This window comes from Streptomyces sp. NRRL B-24484, assembly GCF_000717715.1.
Lineage (GTDB): Bacteria > Actinomycetota > Actinomycetes > Streptomycetales > Streptomycetaceae > Kitasatospora.
Map to the genome: position 1 here is coordinate 34,315 of NZ_JOAI01000027.1, position 14,684 is coordinate 48,998.

Sequence of the window (14,684 nt, forward strand, 5' to 3'; positions counted from 1 at the left end):
TGGAGGTGAGCGCCATGCGTACGGCGAGGACACCCCGGTACTGGCGCAGCGGCACCGAGCCGGCGACGGCACGCAGCGACCTGAAGCTGCGCTTCCTGCTGTCGGTGCTCTTCCTGCCCGTGTTCGTGGCGATGACGGCGGGGTTCGCGCTCTGGGCGTCCCGCAGCACCGGGTCCGACCTGCCGAGCAGCGGTGCGCTGACGGGCTTCGCGGTGCTCTCCGGGGTGCTGACGGTGTTCGCCGCGGTGGACCTGTACGTGGTGGTCCGGCGACGCCGCACCGAGCTCTGACGCCCGGCCCGGTGAGCGCCGGGCGGATCGGGACCCGCGGTGCCCGTGGACCCACCGCGGCAGGCCGAGCGGGTCGGCATCGTGCAGCTCGGGCCGCAGCGGCTCCTCGCTCGTCGGCGGCACGGTGCACGGTGTCCGTGAGGGTGCCGTCGAGCCGGGCGAGAACGCCTCCGGTTCGGCGGCGTCGCGGTAGCGCACGAGCACGGTGACCGGGCCGAAGCACTCCTCCAGCAGCGGTTGTCGAGCCGGTCGGCCTTCCGGGAAGGCCGCGCGCATCCGCGGGTCGAGCATCGGGGCGGCCGGGCCTGCGCGGCGGCGACCACGGCCTTCTCCACACCGCGGTCGGCGTGCGGGACAGACGATCAGCGGCGCCCCGATGGACGCCGGCGACCTCCTGCCCCCGGCCACCCGCCACCTCTGACGGGCCTCGCGGTCGGCCGGTCCCGCGGAGAGCGCGGTCCCCCGCCGCACCGGCCGGAGCGGAGGGGCCGCCGCCCGGCGGCGCAATCGCGGCACACCCCTCCCCCGATCGCCGAGGGCATGACAGTCTGTCCGCCATGCGCACACGCTCCCTCACCGTGGTCGTCGCGGCCGTCGCCGCACTCGGGCTGGCCGGCTGCTCCGGCTCCACCGGCTCCACGCCGAAGGCCGACCCCGCCGCCCCTGCCTCCGCCGCCGCCCCTGCCACTCCGGCCGCCTCCGGGGCCGCCGCCTCCGACCCCGCCGCAGCCACGCCGACCGGGGCGAAGCCTGCTCCGCCGTCGGACGCCGGGCTGCCCGCCGAGCCGGACGCCGGCACCGCCGCCAAGCTGGTCGCGGCGCTGAAGGCGCTGAACCCGGACATCGTCTCGGCGGGGCCGGAGAAGACGGTGGAGGCGGCCCGCAAGGAGTGCCAGGCCGTCTACAACTACCCCAAGGACCGCGCGAAGCTGGTCGAGGTGACCGGCAGCACCTTCACCTCGGCGACGCACCCGCAGGGCTTCGGCCCGGAGGTCTCGGCGAAGATCCTCGCCGCCGTGCAGGCCTCGGGCCTCTGCACCCGCCCCTGACCCACCGCCGCACCCCGGCCCACGCCCTGCCCACCCCCGCCCCGTCGACCACCCGCGGGCCCCGACCGTCCTCCGGCCGGGGCCCGTGCCCGTTCGGTGCGACCCGCGGAGCAGCGCCCGCACCGCGGCCGGGTCCGCGTCGGAGGCCGGGCCCGCGTGGTGGAGCCGCAGTTCGTCGGCGTCCGGGACGGCCCGCGGCAGGCCCCCGCCCATCCCGGCGACCACCGGCAGGTCGGCCGCCGGCACGGTGCCCGGGCGCCGGTGCGGCACGACGAGCGGCAGGGTCCGGCCCGGATCGGGCAGCACCCGGAACCCGCACCGACTTCGGCGGCATCACCCCGGCCGTCCGCACCCTGCACCGCGCCGAGGCCTTCGGCAGGGACTGCGAGGCGCACGGCGACGGCTCCGGCAACCTCGCGCTGCTCGGCTCCACCACCGACGGCCGCTGTACGAGCGCGGGCTGCTCCACCTGCCCACCGACTTCGACGCCGTACCGCCGCACCTCCACGCGATCGTCGACGCCATGGACGAGCATGGCACCGTCCGGCCGCCCGACCGGCCGGGCCCCGGCGACCACGTCGACCTCGACCACATCGAGCGCCACCCGACCACCAGGGACTGACGATGCCCCGCACCATCCTGCTCACCGGCGCGGCCGGCGGCGTCGGCACCGCGCTGCGCAACCTGCTGCCGCCGTACGGCCACCGCCTCCGGCTCGCCGACCTCGCACCCGTCCCGGACGCCCCGGACGCCCTCGTCTTCGACCTCCGGGACGCCGGGGCCGTCCGCGCGGCCGTCCGCGGCGTGGACGCCGTCGTCCACCTGGGCGGCATCTCGCTGGAGGACTCCTTCGCCCGCATCCTCGGCGCCAACGTCGAGGGCACCCACCACCTCTACGAGGCCGCCCGGCTGGAGGGCGTGCGGCGGGTGGTCTTCGCCAGCTCCAACCACGCCGTCGGCTTCACCCCGCTGCACGGCCTCGGCCCGGGCGGCAAGGGCCTGATCGGCACCGACATACCGCCCCGGCCCGACACCTACTACGGCCTGTCCAAGGTGTTCGGCGAAGGCCTGGCCCAGCTCTACGCCGACAAGTACGGCATCGACACCGTCTCGATCCGGATCGGCTCCTGCTTCCCGAGGCCGCGCTCCACCCGGATGCTCTCCACCTGGCTCAGCCCCGCCGACTGCGCCCGGCTGGTGCACGCCGCCCTCACCGCCCCCGTCGACGGGCACGTGGTGGTCAACGGCATCAGCGCCAACACCCGCGCCTGGTGGGACCTGGCCCCAGCGCGGGCGCTCGGCTACGAGCCGCAGGACGACGCCGAGGCGTATGCCGCCGAGGTGATCGCCGAACACGGCGAACTGCCGCCCGACGGCGTCGACGCCCGCTTCCTCGGCGGCGCCTTCACCGAGATCGAACCACCGCGCTGAGCGGTCCGGTCGGGGGCGCGGGGAACTGCGCGGTCCCGCGCCCCTCGTGGAGTGCGGGGTTCACCGCCCGCCGACCGCCTGCTTGACCAGGGTGCGGCCGAAGTCCCACATCAGGCCGCTGCCGCGGTGCGCCTCGTCCATCACCTCGGTGAAGGCGTCGACGAAGCGGTCGACCTCCTTCTCGGTGATGATCAGCGGCGGGATCAGCTTGATCACCTCCAGGTGGTCGCCGGACACCTGGGTGAGGATCCGGTGCCGCTGCAGCAGCGGCACGACCACCATCTGCGCGAACAGCCCCTTGCGGGCGGCCTGCAGCGCCGTCCACCCGGTGCGCAGCTTCAGCGACTTGGGCCGGCCGAACTCGATGCCGATCATCAGCCCGCGGCCCCGCACGTCGGCCAGCAGCTCGTACCGGTCGACGAGTTCCGCGAGCCTGCCGCGGAACAGGTCGCCCACCTTGCGGGCGTTGGCCACCACCTGCTCGTCGCGCATCACGTGGAGCGTGGCGAGACCCGCCGCCATCGCCTGTGCGTTGGAGCCGAAGCTGGCGGAGTGCACCAGCACCCGGTCCATCGACGAGTACACCTTGTCGAAGATCCAGTCCTTGCCCAGGGTGGCGCCGATCGGCACGTAGCCGCCGGAGAGCGCCTTGGCCGCGCAGACCAGGTCGGGCCGCACACCCTCCTCGTGCTGGTAGGCGAAGAAGTCACCGGTGCGGCCGATGCCGGTCTGCACCTCGTCGCAGATCAGCAGCGCCTTGTGGGCGTGCAGCAACTCCTGCGCGGCGTACAGCCAGCCGGGCGGGGCGGCGTGCACGCCCTTGCCCTGGATCGGCTCGACGATCAGCGCGGCGACGTCGCCCTTCTTCAACTCCTTCTCCAGCGCCGCGAGATCGCCGAGCGGCACCGGGGTGTCCGGCAGCAGCGGCTCGAAGCCCTTGCGGAAGCCGCTCTCGCCGTTGACCGAGAGCGAGCCGGCGGTGAGGCCGTGGAAGGCGTGGTCGCAGTAGAGGATCCGGCGCCGGCCGGTGGCGCAGCGGGCGAACTTGAGCGCGGTCTCGACCGCCTCGGTGCCGCTGTTGCCGAAGAACACCCGGTCCAGGCCCGGGGCTTCGGCGATCAGCCGCTCGGCGAGCAGGCCGGGCAGCGGGGCGCAGTCGAAGCGGGTGAGGTCGGGCAGCCCGAGGTCCATCACCTGCTGCACGGCGGAGCGCACCACGGGGTGGTGCCGGCCCAGCGCGAAGATCCCGAACCCGGCCAGCATGTCCAGGTACTCGTTGCCCTCGGCGTCGTAGAAGTACGGCCCTTCGGCACGTTCGTAGTACTTGTCGAAGCCGATGGTGTGCAGCATCCGGGGCAGCTGCGGGTTGAGGTACCTGGCGTGCAGCTCGTAGCGCTCGGCGGCGCGGTCGGCGAGCAGGGCGGCGAGGTCGAGGCCCCCGGTGGGACGGTCAGCCGGCATGGTGCTGGTTCGCTCCTCGGATCGGTAGCAGCTGCTTGGCGTGGGCGGCGGTCTGGGCGGCGACTCCGGTGCCGGTGAGTCCGATCTCCTCGAGGATCTCACCGCGGCCGGCGTGCGCCAGGAACTCCTGCGGGATACCGAGGTCGCGCAGCGGGGTGTCGACACCGGCGTCGCGCATGGCCTGGGCCACGGCGGCGCCGACGCCGCCGGTGCGGCCGTTGTCCTCGACGGTGACGACCAGCCGGTGGGCCGCGGCGAGGTCGACCAGGCCGGGGGCGACGGGCTTCACCCAGCGCGGGTCGACGACGGTGGCGGTGAAGCCCTCGGCGAGCAGCAGCGCGGCGGCGTCGAGGCAGGCGGGTGCCATGGCGCCGACGGCGACCAGCAGGATCTCGGGGGCGGGCCCGGTGCGGTGCAGCACGTCGATGCCGCCGACCCGTTCCAGGGCGGGCACGCCGGGGCCGAGGTCGCCCTTGGGGAAGCGCAGCACGGTGGGGGCGTCGGTGACCTCGACGGCCTCGCGGAGCTGGGTGCGCAGCTGTTCGGCGTCGCGCGGCGCGGCGAGCCGCAGGCCGGGGACGACCTGGAGGATCGACATGTCCCACATGCCGTTGTGGGAGGCGCCGTCGTTGCCGGTGACGCCGGCCCGGTCGAGGACGAAGGTGACGCCCAGCTTGTGCAGGGCGACGTCCATCAGCACCTGGTCGAAGGCCCGGTTGAGGAAGGTCGCGTAGACGGCGACGACCGGGTGCAGGCCGGCGGTGGCGAGGCCGGCCGCGCTGGCGACGGCGTGCTGCTCGGCGATGCCGACGTCGAAGGTGCGGTCGGGGTGGGCCGCGGCGAAGTCGGCGAGTCCGACCGGCTGGAGCATGGCGGCGGTGACGGCGACGACGTCGGCCCGCTCCTTGCCGAGTTCGACCATCTCGGTGCCGAAGACGGAGGTCCAGGAGGTTCCGCGGGAGGGCGAGACGGGCAGGCAGGTGTACGGGTCCATGGCGCCGACGGCGTGGAAGCGGTCGGCCTCGTCCTGTTCGGCGGGGCGGTAGCCGCGGCCCTTCTCGGTGATGCAGTGGACGATGACGGGGCCGCCGAAGCGCTTGGCGCGGCGCAGCGCCTGTTCGACGGCGCCGATGTCGTGGCCGTCGATCGGTCCGACGTACTTGAGGCCGAGGTCCTCGAACATGCCCTGCGGGGCGAAGGCGTCCTTGAAGCCCTTCTTGGCGCCGTGCAGGGCGCCGAAGATGGGCTGGCCGACGATCGGGGTGCGCTGCAGGGCCTCCTTGCCCCAGGTGAGGAAGCGTTCGTAGCCGCGGGTGGTGCGCAGGGTGGCGAGGTGGTGGGCGAGGCCGCCGATGGTGCGGGCGTAGGAGCGCTCGTTGTCGTTGACGACGATGACCAGCGGGCGGTCGTCGGCCTCGGCGATGTTGTTGAGGGCCTCCCAGGCCATGCCGCCGGTGAGGGCGCCGTCGCCGACGACGGCGACGGTGTGCCGGTCGGTGCGGCCGAGCAGCTGGTTGGCCTTGGCGATGCCGTCGGCGTAGCCGAGCGCGGTGGAGGCGTGCGAGTTCTCGATGAGGTCGTGGTCGGACTCGGCGCGCGAGGGGTAGCCGGAGAGGCCGCCGCGGGCGCGCAGCCGGGTGAAGTCCTGGCGGCCGGTGAGGAGCTTGTGGACGTAGGCCTGGTGGCCGGTGTCCCAGAGGATGCGGTCGCGCGGGGAGTCGAAGACGCGGTGGACGGCGATGGTCAGTTCGACCACGCCGAGGTTGGGTCCGAGGTGGCCTCCGGTGCGGGTGACGGCGTCGATCAGGAAGTCGCGGATCTCGTCGGCGAGCAGGGGGAGGTCGCCGGCCGGCAGGCGTCTCAGGTCGGCGGGCCCCTTGATGGTGGACAGGAGTGACATGGCTTCACCTCGCGACTCGGTGGAGAGCGATGACCGTCTGTGTCCAGGGTGCGGCCGGGGCGGTCGGCTCGCCTGTTGTCCGTGCGCCCGGGCGTGCGCCGGAGCGCACGCCGCGGGGCCTCGGACGTCAGTTGATCCGGCCGGAGCCCAGGGTTTCCCGGGCGGCGCGCAGGGACTCCTTGAGCGAGCCCATGGTGGCGAGCACGGCGGTGGGTTCGTAGCCGCAGTGCGCCATGCAGTTGTCGCAGCGCGGGTCCCGGCCGCGGCCGTACTTGTCCCAGTCGGTCTTCTCGATGAGTTCGCGGTAGGTGGGGACGTAGCCGTCGGCCATCAGGTAGCAGGGGCGCTGCCAGCCGAAGAGCGAGTAGTTGGGGATGCCCCAGGCGGTGCAGTCGAAGTCGACCTTGCCCTCCAGGAAGTCCAGGAAGAGCGGGCTGTGGTTGAGCCGCCAGCGGCGCCTGTTGCCGCCGGAGAAGGCCTTGCGGAAGAGCTCCCTGGTCTGTTCGACGCCGAGGAAGTGGTCCTGGTCGGGCGCCTTCTCGTAGGCGTAGGCCGGGGAGATCATCATCTCGTCGACCTTGAGCTCGTCGTTGAGGTAGTCGAGGACCTCGATGATGGTCTGCGGGGTGTCGGTGTTGAAGAAGGTGGAGTTGGTGGTGACCCGGAACCCGCGCCGCTTGGCCTCCCGGATCGCCTCCACCGCCTCGTCGAAGGTGCCGTCCTTGGCGACCGAGGCGTCGTGGCGCTCGCGCAGGCCGTCGATGTGGACGGTGAAGGTGAAGTACGGCGAAGGAGTGAACCTGTCGAGCTTCTTGCGCATCAGCAGCGCGTTGGTGCAGAGGAAGACGTACTTGCGGCGGGCCACCAGCTGGCGGACGATCTCGTCGATCTGCGGGTGCATCAGCGGCTCGCCGCCGGCGATGGAGACCATCGGCGCCCCCGACTCCAGGACGGCGCCGACCGCCTGGGCGACCGGCATCCGCTGCTTGAGGACGCCGGCCGGGTGCTGGATCTTGCCGCACCCCTCGCAGGCCAGGTTGCAGGCGTACAGCGGTTCGAGTTCGACGATCAGTGGGAACTTCTCGCGGCGCCTCAGCTTCTGTTGCAGCAGGTAGGTGGACACGCGGACGGACTGGCGCAGCGGCATGGCCATGGCTAACTCGCCTCCTGCGGGAGTGTCGAGGGCTGTGGTGGACGGGGTGCTGCGGTGGCGACCAGGCGGTGCCACTCGGTGAGGGCGGGCACGGCGGCGCGCAGGGCGCGCCAGGCGTGCACACCGGCCGGCAGGGTGCCGGGCCGGATCAGCTCGCGTTCGGGGGTGTCGACGACCACCCGGAGCACCGCGGCGGGCAGCCCGGGCCGGGTCTCGGCGCGGGCGGCGAGGACGGCGGCGGCCTCCATGTCGACGGCGAGGGCGCCGCGGGCGTGCAGCGCCCGGCGCTGGGAGCCGCGCACGACGTGGTCGGCGGTGTGGTGGAGTCCGGTGTGCGTGGTCAGGCCGCAGGCCTGCAGGGCCTTGGCGAGGGTCGGCGCGCTGTCGAGCGCGAACCGCCCGCCCTCCGAGTCGCGGACGGCGTCCGCGACGATGACCTCGCCGGGGGCGGTGCCGGGGGCGACGGAGGCGCCGAACCCGGCGACCACCAGGGCGCCGTAGTCACCGGTGGAGAGCAGGGTCCGGGCGACCTGACCGGCCCGGTCGCGGCCGATCCCGGTGCGGACCAGGACGGGCGAACCGCCGATCGCACCGGCCCAGTCGCCGCCGCGCAGGGCCCAGGCCTCCGGCCCGAGGGCGCACACCACCAGCAGGGGCTCACCCGTCATCGCACACCTCCGGCCGTCTCGGTGAAGTGACGTTTTCTCACCGGTCACCTCCTGCCCCGAGCGGCCGCCCGGTCACGTACCTGCCGAGCGCCGTCACCGGGAACACCAGGCGGTACAGGTGGTAGTTGATGGAGAAGTCCCACGGGAACCCCGTCCCGGTGAACTGCGGTTCGTCCCAGGTGCCGTCGGCGCGCTGGGTGCGGGCCAGCCAGGCGACGCCGCGTTCCACGGCCTCGCTGCCGCTGCCCGGGCCGTCGGGTGCCTCGCCGGCCGCGAGCAGCGCCATCAGCGCCCAGGCGGTCTGCGAGGCGGTGGAGTCGCCGCGGCCGGCCCAGGTGGCCGGGTCGTCGTAGGAGCGCATGTCCTCGCCCCAGCCGCCGTCCGGGTTCTGCCGGCTCTCCAGCCAGTGGACGGCGCGGCGGACGGACGGGTGGTCGCCCCGGATCCCGGCGGCGACCAGGGCGGGCAGTACCGAGCCGGTGCCGTAGATGTAGTTGGTGCCCCAGCGGCCGAACCAGGCGCCGTCCTCCTCCTGGTGGTCGAGCAGCCAGGCGATGCCGCGCAGGGCGCGCGGGTCGGCGGCGCCGCCGACCTCGGCCAGCATCTCCACCACGTGGGCGGTGACGTCGGCCGAGGGCGGGTCGATGACCTCGCCGAAGTCGCAGAACGGCAGCTTGTTGGGGAGCGGGCTGGTGTTGTCGACGTCGAAGGCGCCCCAGGCGCCGTCGCGGGACTGCATGCCGAGGCACCAGCGGACGGCGCGTTCCACGGCGCCGTTCAGCCGCGAGGGCTCCGGATGGGCGACCCGGCGCAGCGCCAGCACGACCTCGGCGGTGTCGTCGATGTCGGGGTAGGTGTCGTTGTGGAATTCGAAGGCCCAGCCGCCGGGCGCCAGCCGCGGCCGCTTGACCGACCAGTCGCCGCGGGTGGTGATCTCCTCGCCGAGCATCCAGTCGGCGGCCCGGACGACGGCCGGGTCGTCGGCGGGCAGCCCGGCGTCGCGCAGCGCGATGGTGGCCAGGCAGGTGTCCCAGACCGGGGACTGGCAGGCCTCCAGCCAGCGTCTGCCGTCCTCGGTGTGCACGGTGAAGCCGTCGAAGGCGGCCAGGCCGGCCTTCATCACCGGGTGGTCGAGCCGGTAGCCGAGCAGGTGCAGGGCGATCAGGGAGTAGACGGCGGGCGGTTGGATGCCGCCCCAGCAGCCGTCGGCCTCCTGGCGGTCGACGATCCAGCGGCCGGCCCGGGCGAGCGCACTGCGGCGCAGCGGCCGCACCGCGTAGCGGTGGTAGTGGTGCATCAGCCGGTCGAGGCGTTGGAAGAGACCCTCCCAGCTGGCGGCGGGCGCCAGCGGCGGGGCCGGGTACGGGTCGGCCGGGTCGGTGTGCAGTTCGGTGAGGTCGAACGGGCCCGGGCGTACCGGGCGGTGGGCCGAGACCACGGCCAGCGGGACGATGGTCTGCCGGGCCCACTGGCCGAAGGCGTAGATGTTGAGCGGGGCCCAGCTGGGCAGGAAGAGGATCTCCGGGGGGAGTTCGGGGAGGCGCTGCCAGGGCCACCAGCCGAACAGGGCGAGCCAGATGCGGGTGAAGACCCGGGTGGCCGCGATTCCGCCGTGCTCCCGGACGTAGCGGGAGGCGGCCTGCATGTGCTCGGCGCCGGGGTCGTCCCCGGCGAGTCTCAGGGCGACGTACGCCTCGACGGTGGTGGACAGTTCGGGAGGGCCGCCGTGGAAGGTCGCCCAGGTGCCGTCCGCGCGCTGCTGCGAGCGGATCCAGGCTGCCGTGGCCCGGGTCTGGTCCGCGGTGCGGATGCCCAGGAACTCGCGCAGTAAAAGGTCCTCGGCGTCCATGGTGACGTTGGTTTCCAGGTCGCCCTTCCACCAGCCGTCGGGGTCCTGCAGTGACAGCAGGTGGGCGGTCGCCCGGGCCAGCGCGGCCTCGGCGGGTACATCGTCCGATCGTCCTACCGGAATCCGGCCGTCCGTGGCCCGCGCCTCCTCGGGAGGCGGGACGAGACCGTCCGGCACCGGCACCGGCACCGGCACCGGCACCTGACGGTCGGCCACCCGGTCGGGAGGGCGGTCGCCCACCGCGACCGGCTCGGGATACTCGGGGTCGAGCCGGCCGCCCGCGGTTGCTGTCAATTCACGTCACCTCTCTCGTACCACCACGAATTCGGCGAGTGCGACGAAGTGCTCGCGCACCTCGTCGGTCATCGGCACCTCGTCCAGTGCGGCGAGGGCGGTCTGGTGCTGGCGGCGGGCCTCGTCCTGCGTCCAGGCCCGGCCGCCGGCCTCCTCGATCAGTGCGGCACGGGCGGCGAGCACCTGCTCGCTCTCCTCGCCGCGGCCCTGCGGGTCGGCCAGCTGGTCGGCGAGCTTGCGGGAGGCGGCGCCGCCCTCGGCGAGCGCGGCGCACACCGGGAGCGACTTCTTGCGCTGGCGCAGGTCGCCCCAGTGCGGCTTGCCGGTGACCTCGGTCGCGCCCCAGATGCCGAGCAGGTCGTCGACCGCCTGGAAGGCCAGGCCGAGGTGGTGCCCGTAGCGCTGCAGCGCGTCGGAGACCCGGTCGTCGGCGCCCGCGAGCACGGCACCGATCGCGGCGGAGGCGGCGAGCAGGGCGCCGGTCTTGCCGCCCTCCATCTCCAGGCACTCCTCCACCGTCACCACGTCGCGCTGCTCGAAGGCGACGTCCATGGCCTGGCCGTCGATGAGCTTGCGGGTGGCGGTGGTGATCAGCCGGACGGCGCGTGCGGCGTCCGCGGCGGTCGCACTGCCCGTGACCGCCGCGTCGAGCAGCACCTCGGTGCCCAGCGTGGCGAGCGCGTCGCCGACCAGGATCGCCTGGGCCGGTCCGAAGACCGTCCACGCGGTGGCCCGGTGCCGCCGGGTCTCGTCACCGTCCATCAGATCATCATGGAGCAGCGAAAAGTTGTGTACCAGCTCGACGGAGACGCCCCCGGGCACGCCGGCCTCGGCCGGCGCACCGGCCGCCTCGGCCGACAGCAGGGCCAGTGCGGGCCGCACGGCCTTGCCGCCGTCGCCCGCGGCCGGACGGCCGTCCCGGTCGATCCAGCCGAAGTGGTAGGCGCCGACGGTGTCCATCGGTGCGGCCAAACGGGCGACGGCGGACCGCAGCGCCGGGGTGCACATGGTCCGGCCGCGTGCCAGCAGGTCCAGCACCGACGGGGTGTCCTTCACCGAGCCGGCGCCCTGGGTGCGAGCCTCCACGTACGTTCCCTCTCCGTGCGGATGCCCGGCCGCCGTGGGCGCCAGGCGTGGTGCGGTGTCAGTGGTCGTCGGGCGGGCGGGCGTCATCGCGGCCACCGCCCGTCGCCGCGGTCGGCGGGCAGCCGCCGGCCGGTGCGGGCGAGTGCGGCGTCCGCCGCGGCATGGCCGCTGCGCACCGCACTCTCCATGGTCGCGGGCCAGCCGGTGGCCGTCCACGAACCGGCCAGCAGGAGGCCGGGGACGTCGGTGGCCGCGGCGGGCCGCAGCGGGGCGGTGCCGGGGGCCGGGTCGAAGGTGGCCGTCCGCTCGCGGGTGACGAAGAAGTCCAGCACCCGTGCCTCGCGGGCACCGGGCACCAGCCGGGCCAGCTCGGGCAGGTAGCGCTCGCGCAGCTCGGCCACCGGCAGGTCGATCTCGGCCTGCACGGCGGACTGCGAGAGCGCCAGGTACTGGGCACCGGGAACGGCGAGGCCCGAATGGGCCGTCCGGTCGAACACCCACTGCACGGGCGAGCCCAGCGCGGCGAAGAACGGCCGGCGCAGCAGGGGGCGGTCGTACACCACGTGCACGTTGAGGATCGGCGCGTGGCCGAGCCCGGCGATCCGCTCCTGGTCGCGGATCGCGCCCGGCGGCAGCAGCGCCGCCGCGGACTCCTGGGCGCCGGCGAGCACCACGGTGTCGGCGGCGAGCAGCTCGCCGTCCTCCAGCCGGACGCCGTGCCGGTCGGCGGGCTTGATCTCGGCCGCGCGGGTGCGCAGCCGCACCTGTACGCCGAGGCGTTCCAGCTCGGCCAGGGCGGCGTCGTGGTGGATCCGGCCGAGCGGCACGTTGGCCATGCCGATGTCGGAGGCGCCCGGGTCGGAGAGCAGGCCGGTCTTGAAGACCATGGCGGCCAGCGCCAGCGAGGTCTGCTCGGCGGTGGCGTTCAGCGTGGCGACGCCGACCAGGTCCCACAGGGCCGCGACGGTGGCCGGGGACTGGCCGTGCTGCCGAAGCCAGGCGCCGAAGGAGATCGCGTCCAGCGCCGGGTCGGCGAGGTCGAGCGCCTGCAGGGCGAGGGCGGCCCGCACCACGCGCAGCCGGTCGGCCGGCACGAGGTGCGGGTACCCGGCGAGGCTGGCGGCCAGGTGCAGCGGTACGGGCAGGCCCGCGCGGCGCAGCCGGCCGAAGGTGCGCCGGCCGTCGGGGGTCACGGAGAGCACCGGGACGTCCAGGCGCGGCTGGAGATCCGTCAGACGGCCCGCGCCCAGTCGGTCCAGCAGGCCGCGGTAGGCGGTGCAGCAGCGCAGGAAGACGTGCTGGCCGTTGTCGACGACCAGGTCGCCGCGGCGGAAGGAGAAGGCGAGGCCGCCGAGCCGGGGCCTGGTCTCCAGCAGGGTGACCCGGTGGTCGGCCTCGGCGAGGCGCAGGGCCGCGGTGATGCCGGCGAGCCCGCCGCCGACCACGACGGCGGTGGGCCGCTCGGCCGTCGTCCGTGCGGTCATCGGTGCCACCCCCTGCCCTGGTCTCGCCGTCGTTTCGTGGACAACATCACTGCATATGCCCGTGATTCCCTGTTGACACAGAGTGACATAACTGGCGGAAGAATCAAGAACGCCCTCCGGCGAGCCCGGACAGCGCCACGTACGCCTTCTCCCAGCCCGGCAGGGAGACCCGGCCGCGCAGGACGGACTCGGGTTCGGCCGCGATCCGGCCGAGCAGGCGGTGGTAGATGCCGGCCATCGCGGCGGTGCAGGCGCGGCTGCGGCGGTCCAGCATCGGCAGCAGTCGCAGTCCCTCCTCGAAGGCCTGCTGGGCCCGCTGCGCCTCGAAGGCGATCAGCCCGGTGAAGTCCGCGCCGACCGGCGGCTCGGGCAGCGCGAAGCCCTCCTGGCAGCCGAACCGGACGAGGTCCTCGGTGGGCAGGTAGGTGCGGCCGTTGGCGGCGTCCTCGCGCAGGTCGCGCAGGATGTTGGTGAGCTGCAGGGCGAGGCCGAGGGTGTCGGCGTAGTGCGCGCCGAGCTCCGGGTCCTCGCAGCCGTAAACGCCGAGCGACAGCCGGCCGATGGCGCCGGCGACGCACCGGCAGTAGACCTTGAGGTCCTCGTACGTCGCGTACTCGACGCCCTTGAGGTCCATCTCGACGCCGTCGATCAGCTCGTCGAAGCCGCCGAGCGGGATCGGGAAGCGCCGGGCGGCGTCCGCGAGGGCGACCTTCACCGGGTCGGTGTCGTCCTCGCCGACCGCGCCGGCCCGGACCTCGTCCAGCAGCTCGCGGGTGCGCAGCAGCTGCTCGGCCTTGCGGTCGTCGGGGAGGTCGCCGTCGCCGATGTCGTCCACCCGGCGGGCCAGGGCGTAGAGCGCGGACATGGCGAGGCGCTTCGGCTCCGGCAGCAGCCGGATGCCGTAGCTGAAGTTGCGGGCCTGCAGCGCGGTGACCGCCTCGCAGTACCGGTAGGCCGCCATGACCGGCGCCGAGGCCAGTGGGGATGCCGCCACTCGGGCGTTCACCTTCCCTTCGCGAAGAGTGCCGCCGCCCGCAGTGCCAGGCGGCGCTTGTCCGGCTTGGGCTGCTGGGCGAGCACGTCGTACCCGGCGGCCTCGACGGCCTCCAGGGCCGCGTACCCGCCCGCGGTGAATCCCGCGAGCAGCAGCCGTAGCCTCCCGTGAACCGTACCCACCAGCGGTGCGCCGCGGTCGAGCAGGGTCCGGACCCGCTCGGCCTCGAAGGCGATCAGCTCGCGCACCCGCGGGCCGGCGGTCGGCTCGGCGAGGTCGGCCTCGGTGACGCCGAACCGTTCGAGGGAGTCGGCGGGCAGGTAGATCCGGCCGCGGTCGAGGTCCTCGGCGACGTCCTGGATGTGCTCGACGATCTGCAGGCCGCTGCAGATCGCGTCGGAGAGCGCGATCCGCTCGGGGGTGGCGACGCCGGCGATGGCGAGCACCAGCCGGCCGACGGGGTCGGCGGAGAGGGTGCAGTAGCCGATCAGGTCGCGGTAGGTGGCGTAGCGGGTGGTGGTCTGGTCGACCCGGTTGGCCTCGATCAGACGGCGGAACGGCTCCGGGGTGACCGGGTGGCGGTCGGCGAGCGGGACGAGCGCCTTCATCAGCGGGTGGCGGGGCGGCTCGGCACCGCGGCCGAGGGCGGCCTCGAAGGCCCGGTCGAGGTCCCGCTCCAGGCCGTCCAGCAGGCCGAGCCGGAAGGCGGTGCGGTCGGCGACGACCGGGACGTCCAGCAGTTCGGCGACCCGCTCGGGGTCGGCGAGGTCACCGTCCCCGGCGTCGTCGACCAGGCGGGCGAAGCCGTACACCGCCATCAGGTCGGTGCGCCAGGCGGCGGGCAGGAAGGACGGCGCGACCGGGAAGTTCTCCAGGTCCGCCTTCTCCAACGTGGCGCCGTCTGTCTGATTGTCTGATTTGGCCGAAGCCACCACTGCCGTCACTCCCCCGTTCTACACCGGTACGCGCCCCGGCTCGCACCCGGACACGCGAAGCGCCGAGGGTCCCGCGGCAGGTGCCGGGTC

At 74.0% G+C, this 14,684-nt stretch carries 12 protein-coding genes; 3 read left to right on the plus strand and 9 right to left on the minus strand.

Translation table 11 applies throughout. The features are described 5' to 3' along the window. Window positions 1-14: 14 nt before the first annotated feature. The 3 genes from IE98_RS0123695 to IE98_RS0123710 all read left to right on the plus strand — a co-directional run bounded on the left by IE98_RS0123695 (window position 15) and on the right by IE98_RS0123710 (window position 2,770). Window positions 15-290 (plus strand): DUF6343 family protein, encoded by a 276-nt coding sequence (locus IE98_RS0123695; RefSeq protein ID WP_030272075.1) that lies wholly within the window; start codon window positions 15-17, stop codon window positions 288-290. Between the two features lie 557 nt (window positions 291-847). Then, complete coding sequence (locus IE98_RS49340; protein WP_052390869.1) at window positions 848-1,339, plus strand: hypothetical protein; 492 nt, start codon at window positions 848-850, stop codon at window positions 1,337-1,339. A gap of 618 nt (window positions 1,340-1,957) precedes the next feature. Continuing rightward, window positions 1,958-2,770, plus strand: a complete 813-nt coding sequence (locus tag IE98_RS0123710; protein WP_106976687.1) for an NAD-dependent epimerase/dehydratase family protein — start codon at window positions 1,958-1,960, stop codon at window positions 2,768-2,770. Between the two features lie 60 nt (window positions 2,771-2,830). Here IE98_RS0123710 and IE98_RS0123715 read toward each other — a convergent pair whose 3' ends face one another. From IE98_RS0123715 to hpnC, 9 genes are all read right to left on the minus strand, one after another. Beyond that, window positions 2,831-4,231 (minus strand): aspartate aminotransferase family protein, encoded by a 1,401-nt coding sequence (locus tag IE98_RS0123715; protein WP_030272081.1) that lies wholly within the window; start codon window positions 4,229-4,231, stop codon window positions 2,831-2,833. After that, window positions 4,221-6,131, minus strand: coding sequence for a 1-deoxy-D-xylulose-5-phosphate synthase (gene dxs, locus IE98_RS0123720; RefSeq protein WP_043174937.1), 1,911 nt, complete (start codon window positions 6,129-6,131; stop codon window positions 4,221-4,223). The genes IE98_RS0123715 and dxs overlap by 11 nt, the downstream gene beginning before the upstream one ends. 127 nt (window positions 6,132-6,258) lie before the next feature. Next, a complete protein-coding gene (gene hpnH / locus IE98_RS0123725) occupies window positions 6,259-7,284 on the minus strand; it encodes an adenosyl-hopene transferase HpnH (RefSeq protein WP_030272085.1) in 1,026 nt (341 codons plus the stop codon). A gap of 2 nt (window positions 7,285-7,286) precedes the next feature. Beyond that, window positions 7,287-7,952 (minus strand): hypothetical protein, encoded by a 666-nt coding sequence (locus tag IE98_RS0123730; protein WP_052390870.1) that lies wholly within the window; start codon window positions 7,950-7,952, stop codon window positions 7,287-7,289. Window positions 7,953-7,989: 37 nt separating this feature from the next. Continuing rightward, window positions 7,990-9,924: a squalene--hopene cyclase gene (gene shc / locus IE98_RS0123735; protein ID WP_052390883.1), complete on the minus strand. Its 1,935-nt coding sequence runs from the start codon at window positions 9,922-9,924 to the stop codon at window positions 7,990-7,992. A gap of 177 nt (window positions 9,925-10,101) precedes the next feature. Further along, window positions 10,102-11,103: a polyprenyl synthetase family protein gene (locus IE98_RS0123740; protein ID WP_234443652.1), complete on the minus strand. Its 1,002-nt coding sequence runs from the start codon at window positions 11,101-11,103 to the stop codon at window positions 10,102-10,104. A gap of 161 nt (window positions 11,104-11,264) precedes the next feature. Beyond that, complete coding sequence (hpnE, locus tag IE98_RS0123745) at window positions 11,265-12,665, minus strand: hydroxysqualene dehydroxylase HpnE (protein WP_030272093.1); 1,401 nt, start codon at window positions 12,663-12,665, stop codon at window positions 11,265-11,267. Between the two features lie 103 nt (window positions 12,666-12,768). After that, window positions 12,769-13,626 carry a presqualene diphosphate synthase HpnD gene (hpnD, locus tag IE98_RS0123750; RefSeq protein WP_043174968.1) on the minus strand — a complete coding sequence of 286 codons (858 nt, stop codon included), beginning with the start codon at window positions 13,624-13,626 and terminating at the stop codon, window positions 12,769-12,771. A 41-nt stretch (window positions 13,627-13,667) separates the two neighbouring features. Further along, a complete protein-coding gene (gene hpnC, locus IE98_RS0123755; RefSeq protein WP_043174938.1) occupies window positions 13,668-14,549 on the minus strand; it encodes a squalene synthase HpnC in 882 nt (293 codons plus the stop codon). Window positions 14,550-14,684: the final 135 nt, after the last annotated feature.

What these genes read in the sequence shown, in the direction of transcription:
- hpnH (WP_030272085.1), bottom strand. Translation starts at nt 7,284, where the DNA reads ATGGCCATGCCGCTGCGCCAGTCCGTCCGCGTGTCCACCTACCTGCTG.
- IE98_RS49340 (WP_052390869.1), top strand. Translation starts at nt 848, where the DNA reads ATGCGCACACGCTCCCTCACCGTGGTCGTCGCGGCCGTCGCCGCACTC.
- dxs (WP_043174937.1), bottom strand. Translation starts at nt 6,131, where the DNA reads ATGTCACTCCTGTCCACCATCAAGGGGCCCGCCGACCTGAGACGCCTG.
- hpnE (WP_030272093.1), bottom strand. Translation starts at nt 12,665, where the DNA reads ATGACCGCACGGACGACGGCCGAGCGGCCCACCGCCGTCGTGGTCGGC.
- IE98_RS0123715 (WP_030272081.1), bottom strand. Translation starts at nt 4,231, where the DNA reads ATGCCGGCTGACCGTCCCACCGGGGGCCTCGACCTCGCCGCCCTGCTC.
- hpnD (WP_043174968.1), bottom strand. Translation starts at nt 13,626, where the DNA reads ATGGCGGCCTACCGGTACTGCGAGGCGGTCACCGCGCTGCAGGCCCGC.
- IE98_RS0123740 (WP_234443652.1), bottom strand. Translation starts at nt 11,103, where the DNA reads ATGTGCACCCCGGCGCTGCGGTCCGCCGTCGCCCGTTTGGCCGCACCG.
- IE98_RS0123730 (WP_052390870.1), bottom strand. Translation starts at nt 7,952, where the DNA reads ATGACGGGTGAGCCCCTGCTGGTGGTGTGCGCCCTCGGGCCGGAGGCC.
- IE98_RS0123695 (WP_030272075.1), top strand. Translation starts at nt 15, where the DNA reads ATGCGTACGGCGAGGACACCCCGGTACTGGCGCAGCGGCACCGAGCCG.